The sequence below is a fragment of the Bacillus sp. Bvel1 genome (assembly GCF_014872755.1).
GTDB lineage: Bacteria > Bacillota > Bacilli > Bacillales > Bacillaceae > Bacillus > Bacillus velezensis.
This window is the reverse complement of sequence record NZ_JAAOBZ010000005.1, coordinates 96,124-109,556: the sequence shown is the minus strand read 5'-3', so window position 1 is coordinate 109,556 and position 13,433 is coordinate 96,124. Positions and strand designations below refer to the sequence as shown.

At 46.5% G+C, this 13,433-nt stretch carries 13 protein-coding genes; 4 read left to right on the top strand and 9 right to left on the bottom strand.

The annotated features are described in order from the left end of the window. Window positions 1-57: 57 nt before the first annotated feature. A complete protein-coding gene (gene ltaS / locus HAP68_RS03365) occupies window positions 58-1,986 on the bottom strand; it encodes a lipoteichoic acid synthase (protein ID WP_003155677.1) in 1,929 nt (642 codons plus the stop codon). Window positions 1,987-2,410: 424 nt separating this feature from the next. Next, window positions 2,411-5,593: a bifunctional cytochrome P450/NADPH--P450 reductase gene (locus tag HAP68_RS03360; RefSeq protein WP_024084987.1), complete on the bottom strand. Its 3,183-nt coding sequence runs from the start codon at window positions 5,591-5,593 to the stop codon at window positions 2,411-2,413. Window positions 5,594-5,757: 164 nt separating this feature from the next. Between HAP68_RS03360 and HAP68_RS03355 the strand changes: the two genes are divergently transcribed. Next, window positions 5,758-6,828, top strand: coding sequence for a DUF3900 domain-containing protein (locus HAP68_RS03355; protein WP_003155683.1), 1,071 nt, complete (start codon window positions 5,758-5,760; stop codon window positions 6,826-6,828). A 36-nt stretch (window positions 6,829-6,864) separates the two neighbouring features. On the opposite strand, the gene HAP68_RS03350 is transcribed toward HAP68_RS03355, so the two are convergent. After that, window positions 6,865-7,986: an FAD-dependent oxidoreductase gene (locus HAP68_RS03350; protein WP_041482354.1), complete on the bottom strand. Its 1,122-nt coding sequence runs from the start codon at window positions 7,984-7,986 to the stop codon at window positions 6,865-6,867. 149 nt (window positions 7,987-8,135) lie between these two features. Here HAP68_RS03350 and HAP68_RS03345 point away from each other — a divergent pair, with 149 nt between their 5' ends. Then, the gene (locus tag HAP68_RS03345) at window positions 8,136-8,648 is read left to right on the top strand and encodes a MarR family winged helix-turn-helix transcriptional regulator (protein ID WP_003155687.1); all 513 of its coding nucleotides are present in this window, start codon (window positions 8,136-8,138) and stop codon (window positions 8,646-8,648) included. A 125-nt stretch (window positions 8,649-8,773) separates the two neighbouring features. On the opposite strand, the gene HAP68_RS03340 is transcribed toward HAP68_RS03345, so the two are convergent. The 5 genes from HAP68_RS03340 to HAP68_RS03320 form a co-directional block, all read right to left on the bottom strand. After that, window positions 8,774-9,127, bottom strand: a complete 354-nt coding sequence (locus HAP68_RS03340; RefSeq protein WP_015416996.1) for a hypothetical protein — start codon at window positions 9,125-9,127, stop codon at window positions 8,774-8,776. Window positions 9,128-9,304: 177 nt separating this feature from the next. Further along, on the bottom strand, window positions 9,305-9,949 hold the full coding sequence (locus HAP68_RS03335; RefSeq protein WP_014304571.1) for a Bax inhibitor-1/YccA family protein: 645 nt from the start codon (window positions 9,947-9,949) through the stop codon (window positions 9,305-9,307). A gap of 90 nt (window positions 9,950-10,039) precedes the next feature. Then, window positions 10,040-10,342 carry an FMN riboswitch-binding regulator RibR gene (gene ribR, locus HAP68_RS03330; RefSeq protein ID WP_014304570.1) on the bottom strand — a complete coding sequence of 101 codons (303 nt, stop codon included), beginning with the start codon at window positions 10,340-10,342 and terminating at the stop codon, window positions 10,040-10,042. A 29-nt stretch (window positions 10,343-10,371) separates the two neighbouring features. After that, a complete protein-coding gene (locus HAP68_RS03325) occupies window positions 10,372-10,545 on the bottom strand; it encodes a YezD family protein (protein WP_014304569.1) in 174 nt (57 codons plus the stop codon). A 312-nt stretch (window positions 10,546-10,857) separates the two neighbouring features. Then, window positions 10,858-11,724 carry an STAS domain-containing protein gene (locus HAP68_RS03320; RefSeq protein WP_014304568.1) on the bottom strand — a complete coding sequence of 289 codons (867 nt, stop codon included), beginning with the start codon at window positions 11,722-11,724 and terminating at the stop codon, window positions 10,858-10,860. A 160-nt stretch (window positions 11,725-11,884) separates the two neighbouring features. Here HAP68_RS03320 and HAP68_RS03315 point away from each other — a divergent pair, with 160 nt between their 5' ends. Both HAP68_RS03315 and hmoA read left to right on the top strand, forming a co-directional pair. Continuing rightward, window positions 11,885-12,247, top strand: coding sequence for a VOC family protein (locus tag HAP68_RS03315; RefSeq protein WP_024084985.1), 363 nt, complete (start codon window positions 11,885-11,887; stop codon window positions 12,245-12,247). Between the two features lie 84 nt (window positions 12,248-12,331). Further along, the gene (gene hmoA, locus HAP68_RS03310; protein WP_003155696.1) at window positions 12,332-12,658 is read left to right on the top strand and encodes a heme-degrading oxygenase HmoA; all 327 of its coding nucleotides are present in this window, start codon (window positions 12,332-12,334) and stop codon (window positions 12,656-12,658) included. Window positions 12,659-12,690: 32 nt separating this feature from the next. Here hmoA and HAP68_RS03305 read toward each other — a convergent pair whose 3' ends face one another. Further along, window positions 12,691-13,380, bottom strand: a complete 690-nt coding sequence (locus HAP68_RS03305) for a YetF domain-containing protein (RefSeq protein WP_024084984.1) — start codon at window positions 13,378-13,380, stop codon at window positions 12,691-12,693. Window positions 13,381-13,433 lie beyond the last annotated feature (53 nt).

The following is a 13,433-nucleotide window of genomic DNA, read 5'->3' as shown; positions in this document are numbered from 1 at the left end:
ATTGGTGAAGATACACAAAAAAAAGAGCCTCACGGAAATTCCGTAAGGCTCTTTCTATTATTTATTATCCTGATTCAGCTTTTCTTTGCCGTAATGATATTTAGACGGATCAACCGGCGTAAAGTCGCTCAATTTGTGGAATCTGAGCAAGTCTTTGTACATCACGCTGTCAGACAGCTTCAGCTGCTCTGTGACTCTGGCTTTCAGGTTTTTCGTTTCCTGATTGCCTTTCAGTTCTTTCCCTGTCTTCGTATCGTATACGACATTGGAGATGGAAGTATATTTCGGCGTGACGTAATCTCCGTTGCGGAACGTCACCGTATCATCATGGTCTTTCGAGAAGAGATCGGTGCCGAAATTAATATATTTCTTAGAATCGATGCCTTCCAAGTGAAGGATCGTCGGCACAACGTCCATTTCACCGCCGTACGTATGGTTCACCCCGCCTTTTTTGCCGGGGATGCGAAGCATAAGCGGCACACGCTGATTCTGCGCGTTTTGATAAGGCGTAATTTCTTTGCCGAGAATTTCTTTCATCGCGCGGTTATGGTTTTCAGAGATTCCGTAATGGTCTCCGTAAAGCATAATCACCGAGTTGTCATATAAACCGGATGACTTCAGATCTTTAAAGAACTGTTCAAGCGCTTCGTCAAGATAACGCGCCGTCTGGAAATAGTCATCCACAGTCGCGTCGCCCGTTTTCGCTTTTTCGATCGTTGCGTCTTTTTCATCAAGCGTAAACGGATAATGGTTCGTCAGCGTGAGCAAATGCGCGTAGAACGGCTGTTTCAGCGACTGAAGCTTCGGTATAGATTCTTTGAAGAACGGTTTATCCTTCAGTCCCATATTGACAAGGTTGTCATCAGACATATCGTATGTGCTGGCGTCAAAGAATTTATCGTAGCCGATATGTTTGTAAATCTGGTCACGGTTCCAGAATGATTTGTAGTCACCGTGTAAAACGGCGCTTGTATAGCCCTCACTTTGGTCAAGGATGGCAGGAAGCGATTGATACGTGTTTTCCCCTTTTGTCACGAAGGCTGACCCTTCAGGCAGTCCGAACAGACTGTTATCCATCATCAGCTCGGCGTCAGATGTTTTACCTTGGCCCGTTTGGTGGAAAAAGTTATCAAAGTACGTCATGTCCTCTCCGCCGCGGGCGAGTTTATTCAGGAACGGCGTAACTTCTTTTCCGTCAAGTTTGTAATTGATCAAAAATGATTGGAAGCTCTCCAGGTGAATCTTAATGATATTTTTGCCTTTGGCCTTGCCGAAATACTCGGCGTTCGGCTTCGCATAATGCGACGATGTGTAGTTTTCAACGCTCGTCAGGTCATCACTGCTGGCATATGCACGCTGTGATTCCGTCTGCGCCGTCTGTACGCCGTCATAAATCGTGTAATTATAAAGGCCTAAGTATTTTACAATGTAATTGCGGTCAAACGTTCTTGTCAGCAGCTCCGGGCGGTCCTCTTCGGCAATCGCCAGGTTCACGAAGAACAACACAATACCCGTCACGATAATTAATGACGTATACCGTTTTTTCAGCTTGAATTCCTTCAGCTCACGTCTCCACACCAGAAGCGCGATTAAAATAATAATATCAACAAAGTATAAAATATCATGGCCGGACATAATGCTGAAGATGCCGTCTCCCATATTTCCGACATTACCGGATTGCTTTAAGTTCGGGAATGTCAAGAAATCATCGAAGAATCGATAGAATAGGATATTGGCATACAAAATAAACGTCATGATGAAATCAATAATCACCATGATAATCGCTGATTTGCGGCCTTTCGCAAACAATGCCAGTCCTAAAAAGAAAATGGCGCTTGAGAACGGATTGATCACAAGCAGAAACTGCTGCGTCGGACCCTTCACCCCAAGGTTGAATTCAGCATGATAGGCTAAATACGTTTTGGCCCAAAACAAAATAATAGCCAGTACAAAAAAACTAAGTCTGTAAGAAAATAATTTCTTCATGGCAACCTCTACTTTCCTAAACACTTTAAATCTGTATTCTTACTTTTTGCTTCAATTCCTGCTTTCCGAGCAAAACGAAAGCATCACACAGCCCCATAAACACACCATTTTAAAAAACGATATATTTATCATTCGTGTCATGCCTATTGAACATCTTATCCCGCCAGCCATTAGACGCAGGATATCCGTTCTTCGTTTCACATTTTTTTCTGGCATTAAAAGGTACCTTATCAGACCCGGTCTGAAAATAGGAGATACCAAATATAAGAATAACACAAACTTCTAAAAACGAAAAATGAATATCAAAGACAGCCGCCCAAGGCGGGCTGAAGTTATTGTATGCAAAGGGACTGAAAAACTTGAAGGTTTTTTTGAGTGATGTAAAAAAAGGACCGGAGTCATCCAGTCCTTTTCATCACATCGCTCAAATCCCCGCCCAAACATCTTTTGCGTAAATGCCTTTTGTCTGGAGGTCCAAAAGCCATTCTTGCGCTTGCCGTTCGTCTGTTTCGCGGACCGACTGATACGCTTTTTGCAGCGTTGCCTCTACATCGGGCGCCATTTTGCTGCCGTCGCCGCATACGTAGAGGTGCCCTCCCCGGCCGAGGATGGAAATTAAAGCGCCGGCGTCTTTCGCCATTAAGTGCTGCACATATGTTTTCGGTACGCCTTCTTTGCGGGAGAAAGCCGTATGAAGCGTCACGATTCCGTCTTTTTCATAAGCTTCAAGCTCGTCACGGTAAATAAAATCATGATCGTTTCTGCATCCGAAATACAGATGAGCCTCCCCCAGCTCTTTTCCTTCTTTTTTTAACGCTGCCCGAGCCTGCAGAAATCCGCGGAACGGGGCGACTCCTGTGCCGGGACCGACCATAATAATCGGTTTTTCCGGATCTTCCGGCAGCCGGAATCGTGTTTCCGGAGTGCGGACAAACATCACGATACCATCCTCAGGGCGGCGGTCCGCTAAATAATTCGAAGCGACTCCGCGATACTCACCCAAACCGCTCCGGGCGGGGCCTCGAACGACACCGACGGTAATTGAAGCCTGCCCGGGATGTTTCCGAGGCGAACTTGAAATCGAATAATACCGCGGCTTCAGCGGGCGCAAAAGCTCCAGAAATCGCTCAAACGGAAGTTCACACGCTTCATATTTTTCAAGGAGATCGAGCATTGAGACGCGCGATGTTAAGATTTGCTCCTGATAGACGCCCTCCTCAAGAAAATCTTCCAATTCCCGTTTGTGCGGCGGACAGACCGTATAAGCGGCCATTTCCCGGATTTGAGCCCTTGATGCCGCTTCCTGCAATTCGACACAGCTGCTCAGAAGATCATGCAGCCTGACCGGCCGATCGAGCGGGAGATGAGCCGCGCTCTGTCCGCTGGCCGTCAGCAGCACTTGATCATTCCCGTTCAGATTGAACCGGCGGAGAACACGGCTGACCTGCTCTTTGCTGTTTACCGGCAGCACGCCGAGATGATCCCCTTCATGATAGGCAGCCTCTTTCGGCAGAGTGATTTCGATATGCCTTGTGCTCCGGCCGCTTTCCGGCGCCTGAAGTTCCCTGTTTTCCGCAACGGATGCGTAAACCGCTTCATACGTCTGTGCCAACGGAGACCCGCCAAGCCCGCTGACAAATTGAAGGCCCAGCGCACTTCGCTCTTTTTCGGCATTTTCATTCAGCTTGAGACCGAATGCCTTCATGGCGTCCGTCCACATGCTTTTTTTCCATTCATCAAGCTTTCCTTCAAAATCGCCGCTGACGTCCCCTTCGCCTCGGGCAGAAAAGCGTTCCGCCCCTTTTTCGGCAAGCTTCTCATCAATCAGTCTCGGCACAGCCTGATATGTCGCCGCCCAGTTATGATCACCGCAGCCGAAGACGGCATATCGGACACCTTCCAGCTCCCCGGGTTTGACTTCTTCAAGCCATTGAACGAATTGTCCCGCGTTGCTCGGAGGCTTTCCGTTATAAGAGGACGTAATGATCAAGAGAGCTCCTTCTTTCGGCAGTTTTCCGATCCGGTCATTTAAAGGCGCCGTTTCAGTCCGGACGCCGTGCATCCCGGCAGTATCGGCAAGCTCCCGCGCCACGCCTTCTGCGGTTCCCGTATCTGAGCCGTACAAAATCAGAAGCGGTCGGTTATCAAGCCCGATAATGGATGCGCCTTTTGTTTCCCGTTTTTCTTTTTCGACGTCTTCCGCCGCTTTTTCAGCCGCCGGGAGAGCTGCCGCAACGGCTCCTTTGTTTCTCGGCCGCACCCGGATATGAAAGTCGCCGGGCTTAATCGTCAGTGTCTGTTTAATATCGAGCTCATAATCGGTGTGATCGATAAAGGTAAAATGCTGCAGAATCATCCCCAGAACAAGAGTTGCTTCATGCAGGGCGAACTGCATACCGATACACGCCCTCTGCCCGTTTCCGAAAGGCTTATACGCATGGTGAGGCACTTGATCAGGATGTTCAAACCGCTCCGGATAAAATTCCTCCGCATTGTCTCCCCACGCGTCTTTATCACGGTGAAGCTGGGGAATTAAGACGGAAATTCTGTCTTTCGGCGTGATCGGATATTTCCCGCCGATCACCGTATCCTCTTTCGCATAAAGGCTGAACGCAGGCGCGGTCGGCCATAAGCGCAATGACTCCTGCAAAATCATTCGGATATAACTAAGCTCCAGTACTTGTTTATAAGAAGGAACGGGATCGGTCAAAACCCGATCGGCTTCTTCATAGGCTTTTTCCAAAACACGGGGATGTTTCAGCAGAAAATAGATGGCAAAGGAAAGCAGGCCGCTGGTCGTTTCGTGGCCGGCAATTAAAAACGTGATGATTTGAAACCGGATATTTTCATCATCAAGTTTTTCGCCCGTTTCCGGGTCTTCCACATTCAGCATTCTGGCCAGCAGATCCTTTTCATCCCGTCCGCCTGACCGGCGCTCTGCGATAATACTGTCTACTAACGAAAACATCGCCTGAATGTCATGATGAAATTGGCGCTTCGTCCTGATCATGAGCTTATCCTGAACATCAAGGCGCTGCATTTGGTGCATCGCTTCATCAAGGGCGCGCACCATGCTGTTGATAAACGGATGAGGCGTTTCCCTGTAATAGCTGTTAAACCGATAGTTAAAGCCGCAAAGCCCGATCGTATCGAGCGTCAGGCGGGTCATATCAGCAGGCACATCAACGGCCTCATCCGGGTTCAGCCTAGCCCATTTTTGAATCAGCTGCACCGCGATATCAGTCATCATCGAATGATAATCTTTCATCGCGCGCTGGCTGAAGGTCGGCATCAGAATATTATGCGCCTTTCGCCAGTTAGGCTCATGCGTCCAGCTTGTAAACAGCCCGTCACCGGCAAACGCCCGGACTTTCTCCAAAGCACCTTCAATGCTTTTATCGAACCGCTCTTCATCACATACCTCTTTCACCAGTTCATGTCCGGACACGACGATAATGGCGCCCGCCGGGGTATGCAGCTGAAAAATAGGCCCCTGCTCGTTTGCCAGTTTGATCAGCGACATTGTAGGCTTGTCTTTATCAAGCAAAGGAAGATTGCCGAGAGGACCGAATGTCTTCGGCTGCGGAATCGGACCTGTTTCCTTCATGAATAACACCCTTTCTTACACATTGATGCGTTCCTTCCAACTACAGTGCCCTTTTCACCGGCCAATTATCCGCCGTTACGGATCAATCCCCGGATTGACGATTGATAACGGTTTTTTCTATACTGGAGAGGCTTGTTAAATACAGAAATAAGGTGAGTTCACATATGGATTTTGAAATCAAGTTTTTATCGTTTTATGTCATTCAAGTGGAAGGAAAAGACGAACAGGCAAACAAACAGTTCAAACATTTCCAGACCCTTGACACAGACGAATTTGAAGAAAGCGAGCTGAAGGATTTTCTTGACGGGGAATTGAAGAAAATCGTCAAACGGAAAGCTGAACGGCATCCGCAATCCGAGCAGGTCCCCACAAAAATCGGCCATTTTATCACGGAGCCGGGCCATGAGCTTGATTCAAATCCGAATTACAACCTTTTCAACCGCGCCAGACTTGCGGATACGAAGGAAGCATTTATCGAGGCAAGCGAACAGTTCGTCCGTACTTATCTTGACACGAGCGCCGTGCGCGGCGGTGTTTTTATCGTGGCTTCGGCCGTTCCGCGCAAATATTTTGAGGACAAATTCGTCTTTATGATGAAATGCGATTTCGAGCCGAAGGTCGCCCGCATCTCAGACGCCTCGTCTCTCATTAAAAAGGTCGAAATGGCCATCACGACAAAAAACATGAAAAGCATTCAATATCCGTATATGCCGGAAGAAGGCATGACGGAAGAGCATGAGCTGAAAATCCACCAGGCCTCGCACGCCCGTTATTTCGAAGATTTTCTCAAATTTGTCGAATATGGCGAATCGATGCCGGAAATCATGAAAAACCAAGTCATGAACATGGTGCAGGAGCACGTGTATGAAACTTTTGAAGAAAACAGCGAAGAGCTTCAGCAGTTTGAGCACGACATTGAAATTTGGGAAGCGAGTGAAAAGCGGGAAATTCAGGAGCGCCTCGACACCCATCAAGTCATCGAGGCATCCGCGCAGATCATTGAACACACGCCGGAAGCCGAGCTGAAAATGAAAGTCGGAGAAACAGAGATTAAAGGATTACTGGCTGATTTCGGCGAATCCATCCATCTCGCAAAAGTGAACGGGCGCTATGTCGCGCTCATTGAGGCGGAGACGATCTCGTTTGAAAAAGGCAGTTCGCCGGTGGAGTTTCACAAGCCTGAGGGGCTGCATGAGGTGATTGAGCGGATACGGAATAAATCTGAACAAGACTGACAAAAGTCCAGACGCCATGTTCTGGACTTTCTTTATTTAATAAGGCTCTTTGAGCAATCGATAGCATTCACCGATGATGTCTTGGACGCCGGGCGTTCCCTTTATCTCGCGGCGGACGATTTCAGATGAGAGATTCTGCACCTGTAATGCCCGCTCCGCCCGTCTTTCGAAGTATGCTTGACATGCAGTTTCATGGTTTTCGTGTTTTTGCAGTTCTTCACTAAGCACAATCGCGTCTTCAATCGCCATCGCCGCTCCCTGCGCCAATGTCGGCGCTCCTGCATGGACGGCATCCCCGCCCAGAACGACGCGGCCTCTGTGCCACGGTTCTTTGACCGCCATCTGCTCAATCTTATGAAACAAAACGGGATATTCCTTTGACATATTCTCTGTCACAAACTTCACTCCCGGAAATCCGTGCAGCAAGTCTCTCACCCGTTCAAAACGCGTGTCCTCGTCATCCCTGAAGTCAGCGTCATACGGCCGGATGATAAATACGTATCCTGTTTTTTCAGAGAGCGGCACGACCCCGACCTGCGTCTGCCCCTTTTTATACATCAGTGCCGAATCATGAAAAACCGGCTCGGGAAAAGTAATGTAAAATCTGTGCGCTCCCATGCCGAGATACTCTGTTTTCACTTCCCTTTGCAGCATGTGATCGCGGACAGCGGAGCGGATGCCGTCAAAGCCGGCGAGGATGTCAGCCGTCGTCGCGGTTCCGTCTGCACAATGCACCGTTATTTCATCTGCCGTTTCTTCGTAAGACACGACTTTTTTACCGGGCAGAATCGTGACCCCCGCCGCCTCAGCATGCTTCCTGAGGATATCGTTTAACGTTTGACGCAATATATTATTCCGCCCCGGCAATGAATCATCTAAAAACGCCTCACTCACTTTAAACTGCAGCGTTCCGTTTTCATCATGCTGCTTCAGCCATTCCGTTTGAAAGCCGTGTTGACAGCATTCATCATACACACCGATTTCCTGCAGCACCCGCAGCGCATTTTGAGGCTGGAGAATGCCCGCTCCGCTTTTTCGCATGCCGGACGCCGCCTCGCAAAGGGTCACTTCAAAACCCGCTCTGCCGAGAGAAATCGCTGCGGACAGGCCGCCGATCCCTCCGCCCGCTATGATGATCTTTTTCACTTCATGGTTCATCACGATACCGCCTTCTCAATTTATTTATCATTTGTTAACTATTAGCCACCTTACTATATTGGCTGAAAAACTGTCAATCTTTATAGGTTGCCTTTTGAATCCGGCAAGCTTATACTTTGAATCACTAAAATGGTACGGAGGCTTACAAAATGGAGTTGAGACATTTGCCGGATTACTCGCAGATTGCCGGACGCGCTGAGATTTACGCCGATATGGATGCTGAATCATTGAAAACATTTTTGACGTTATTTGATATGTCTAAAAAAATGAATCAGGTCATGGAGCATTATTTCTCAAGTCACGGATTGTCCGAAGGGAAATTTAAAATTTTAATGTTTCTGTTTGACGAACCCGGCCATAGCCTGAGTCCGACGGAGCTGGCGAAAAAATCCAATGTCACCAAAGCAACCATCACCGGATTGATCGACGGACTCGCACGGGACGGCTTTGTAAACCGCAGCCGGCATACCGGCGACAGACGAAAAATCAGCATCGAACTTACAAGGGAAGGAAAAGAAAAGCTGATGCTGTTTCTTCCCGGCCACTTCTCCAACATTTCAGGAGTCATGGAAAGCTTCACCGCTGGAGAAAAAGCGGAATTGACAAAAATGCTTGAAGTTTTATTTGATAAGCTTCTGCTGTTTTCCGGAGACAGAACATAAAGTAGTATTGTAAAAACAAAGGCAAATTTCTATGAGATAGAAATTGAAGTAAAAAGATGAGGGTTATAAAAAAACAGCCTGCACATTTGTTTGTTCAGGCTGTTTCAGAAGAAATAATTTTAAAATTACTTTCTCTTCACTATAAATGCAGGTGTTTTAATGCTGGAAGTTACATTTGTATATCGATTTTTAGTCTTCAACCTCACTCTCACACTATTTGATCCTTTTTTTAACGATTTTTGATTTGAGAGTTTAAATACTTTTTTAGGTGTTGAGTGACTGAAAGAACCTTTCTTTGTTTCATTAGCCACCCATTTTGAACCGTTCCAAACATCAATTGTCATGGAATAATCAAATGTTGCGATTGTCCCGCCCCCATATGATGCTACACAATCAATAGAAGTAGCTTTTGCAGAATAAGAATCCGCATCGGTACAAACTCTCAATACATATGTTGCATAATCTGTACTACAAGGCATAATATCCTTCCCCTTTCAAATTTTTTGAAACAGGTTTGTTATTATGACAAACCCTCCGTTCACTTCTAGCTGGCAAACGTATGACAAAGGGGATCTCATGGCTTATGAGATTAAAAATTCAAAACTCTTAGAATTAACAAAAGGCGCCCCTCTTAGCAGGGCGCCTTTTTCGCGCGATTAATCATCACTGTTTAAAATCCCGAAAAACCGAAGCAGGTTGATAAACAAGTTGATAAAGTCGATATAAAGCGTCAATGCCATCAAAGGAATCAGGTCAGCCGTGATGTCCCGGTGCTTGATCTGGTTCAGATCGTATAAGATGTACATTGAAAACACAATTGTTCCGATGACGGAATACGCCATCATGGCGGCGGAATTCAGCGGGCTGAAAATATTAAAGATCCCCACTGCGAGAAGCGCGATAAGAGCGACAAGCAAGAAGGACCATAAAAACGACAAGTCCTTTTTCGTTTTAGCGCCGATCGTACCGAGCACCGCAAAAATGACAAACGAAGAACCGAATGCCTCCAATACGACATAGGCTCCGGCTGCGGACGCATAATGGCTGATGATCGGAAACAGCGTCATTCCGGAAATAAAAGCGAATGAAAAGACAAACACATATCCGACGGCTTTTTTTCGGCGCAGCCAAAATGCGGCGATGATCATGACGACCTCCAAGACCGACAGCGGCAGCATCAATGCCGGCGGAATGAACTGGCCCGTATACAGGCCGATTGTCGCAACTAACAGTGTAAACACAAATACCGTGATAATGCGCTGCATAATAGATTGTTTGCTCTCATAAGCAGCAGTTTGCATGTCAAAAGTCCTCCCAAAAAATGATCGTGATAGGTCTATTATAAATAAAATGGGAGAAATTTGCATGATTTTAAGAAGATTTTAAGGATGTCAGGCCTGACGTTTCGCTGCGCACTCCTGCATATCCATGAAATCATGCAGTTTTTTCGTCAATCCGCCGTGCCCGAATCGGATATTCCCCTTCTGCCCCGGCGTTTTCACGAAATCAAGGAATGCCAGCACATAAAGACGCCTGACGGGAATCGGAATGACGCCCGCATCATAAAACCAGCCGTCAATTGTATTGAGCACGCCTTTATTTATGCCGTATTGCTTCGTGCACCAATGCAGAAAGCGCACTTCGGGCAGGTGCAGATACCGGCTCTCCCGTAAAGGAACAGTTGAATGCTTCATATGTACCGCCTCCTGTCATTGGCTGTTTTTTAAGATGGTTTTACTTCTTTGCTCTTCAGGGAAAATCGATATTTCTCCACCTTATCAATTTGTGTCACTTGGGAATTATGAACCGTAATCTGAACAGTCCCGAAATCGAGCGTTTCCAGCGCACTGATAATCTTTTCGATCACATGCGGATCTACGTTTCCTTTGGACGTCATCATGCTCCCCCTTTATGTCTGGCCGTTCGTCTTTTGACAATGAGTGTTTTAATTCATACTATTCTGATAAGAAATATATAATTATACTATTATGTTTTCATTCAGAAATCAACAGCATTTACACAATTTTCGGATATGTTTTCTTTGCGAAAACTTTCACTTCCTTCGCTTTGACATAAACCGTGTCGCCGACGCCCGCCCCCAAGGCGTCATATTGCTGTTTTTAAGAACGCAATTTTCACGTTCCGACATGTTTAAATTGTTTTCCGCTGACAAAAAAAGCGCCCCGCCTCTGGACGGAGCACCTTTTTTCTATGCTTTTGCTTCCTCGATAACACATGTGACACCCATGCTGGCGAGCGCCTGCTCCAGAGAGCCGTAAGTTTGATACTCTGAAAAATCAAGTCCCAATTGGATAGAAGTCTGTGCCACATCAGGCCGAATGCCGGAAAACACGGTTCTGATGCCGAGGAGAAATAACGTTTTCGACAGCATATATAATTGCTGCGCCACCATCGTATCGACAATGGGCACACCGGACAGATCAATTACAAGGTTTGTGATCCGTTTGGCGACACAGTTTTCCGGCACCGACTCCAAAATCACACGCGCCCGTCTCGTATCAATCGCGCCGATGAGCGGCAGAGTGCCGATCGTATCCGCGATCAAAATAACCGGACAGCTCAATTCGGAAATAAGCTCCTGCTGAGATGACAGCCTCGCGATCATTAATTTCTGAAACTGTTCAGTAAAATCCGTCATCAGCTGATCAAACGAGCCGTTGACAAGGTAATTCCAGCGGCGGGCATCCTCATTTGTTACAATGTCCTGATGCTCATCCATAAAACGGGTGACCGCCTCCCAAAAGACGGTTCTTGAATTGCCGATCGCCTCAACGACCTCATGAACCTCCGCGTCTTGCTCCACTCTGCTTTTCGCTACCTGAGCGGCCCATTTTTCTTTGTTATGCTGAAAAACGGCCGGATCTTCCAAAAAAGCGCTTGCGATGACCGTGTTTGTAAAGGTATGCTGCTCGATCAGCAGCCGTTTCATTTCCTCACTTAATTGATCCGCAGAATAAAAACGCCCTCTCAGCTTCCGTCTCAGCTTGAGCCATTTTTCCGTCAGCTCTGCCGAATGTGTAATAATATAATCATGAAGTAATTGGTCTTTGTTCACTGCCGTCTCCTCTTTCAAGAATATGTACTTTTGTCTAAATTATAAATCGGAATCGCCGATCGCACTAGAGAAATTAAAAAAACCTGCACATTAAAGCTTTTGATTGCTTTTTTCGGCAGGAGGATACACTATAAAAGAAATGAAACAGGAGGTCAGTATGATGATCAAAAAAATCGCGACAGTCGCCGTATACACTGATGATCAGCAAAAAGCGAAAACATTCTGGACGGAAAAAGCGGGGTTTGAAACCGTCGCCGAGCATCCGATGGGACCGGGCGCCTTCTGGCTTGAGGTAGCGCCCAAAGGGGCCGCCACTCATTTGGTTATTTATCCGAAATCGATGATGAAAAGGGCCGAGCATATGAAGGCTTCTATCGTATTTGAGTGTGATGATGTCTTTGCCGCATACGAACAGATGAAAAAGAACGGCATCACCTTTTTAGATGAACCGAAACAAATGGAATGGGGCAGCTTCGTGCAATTTAAAGATGAGGATGGTCATGTCTTTCTCCTGAAATCGTAATCCGTCAGGCATCTTAATTGAATTTGAGAATCATTTTCATTTAAAATGTTGGATAAAGCGTAAAAAGGATTGGAGAGCTGCCAGATGTTTGTGCAAATCAGAAAAATGACCGTAAAAGAAGGACATGCCGACAAAGTAATCGAACGCTTCAGTTCAGAAGGCGTGATTGAAAAGCAGGAAGGTTTGATAGACGTAACGGTCCTGGAAAAAAAAGTCCGCCGCGGTGATGAAGAAGTCGTCGTGTTAATCCGCTGGGAGTCAGAAGACCATTGGAAACAATGGGAAAAAAGCGAAGACCACATCGCGGCCCACAAAGCAAACCAAGGCAAGCCGAAACCTGATTATATGCTTGGGACGGATGTCGGTATGTATCATGTCAGAGCCGTTAAAACAGGCGTACACGAAAAATAATAAAGAGCATTTGCCCCAGGGCAATGCTCTTTTTATTTTTTCTCCTCATACGGCAGGACAAACAGCGGTTTATCGGGCTTCCATTCCGCATACAGCACGTCCTCCGTTTTTTTTATGTTCAGCTTTTTCAGCTCCTGATTCAGCTGCTTTTCTTCCAGCCCGGCTTCTTTCAGATTTTCATACAGCACTTCGCCGTCAATAATCAGCGTGACCGGCAAAGAGACCTGCTTCGGCTTTATTTGCATGTCGCCGTTCTTCGTCGTGTCATATTGAAATTTCGGCAGGACGCTGACCATCCCGTTTGTTTCTAAAATTGCGTACTCCGCTTCCTGTATAGAAAAGCAATTCGCCTGTCTGAGAAGGCTTTGCAATTGATTAATGTCCAGCTTATTCTTTTTCAGCACATCATATTTCAGTTTTCCTTTATGTATGATAATACTCGGCTCGCCTTCCAACAGCTTTCTGGAGCTTTTTACTTTCTGCGTAATCAGTTCGATGAGATAAATTAAAACCCCCCATAACAGAGAAGCAAAAATGATTTCAATAATCCTGACGCCTTTATCATACACCGCATTTCCGACCAGTTCGCCGAGGATGAGCGCGGAAATAAAATCAAACGGCGTAATTTGCGAGAATTGAGTTTTTCCAAGCAATTTTAAAATCACAAATAAAATACCCAAGCCGCATACTAACTCCCAAGCCACTGTAAGTAAATGTCCCATATTTGCACCTTCTTCTTAAAAGTCATTACCATTATGGACATTCGCCTGTTTTC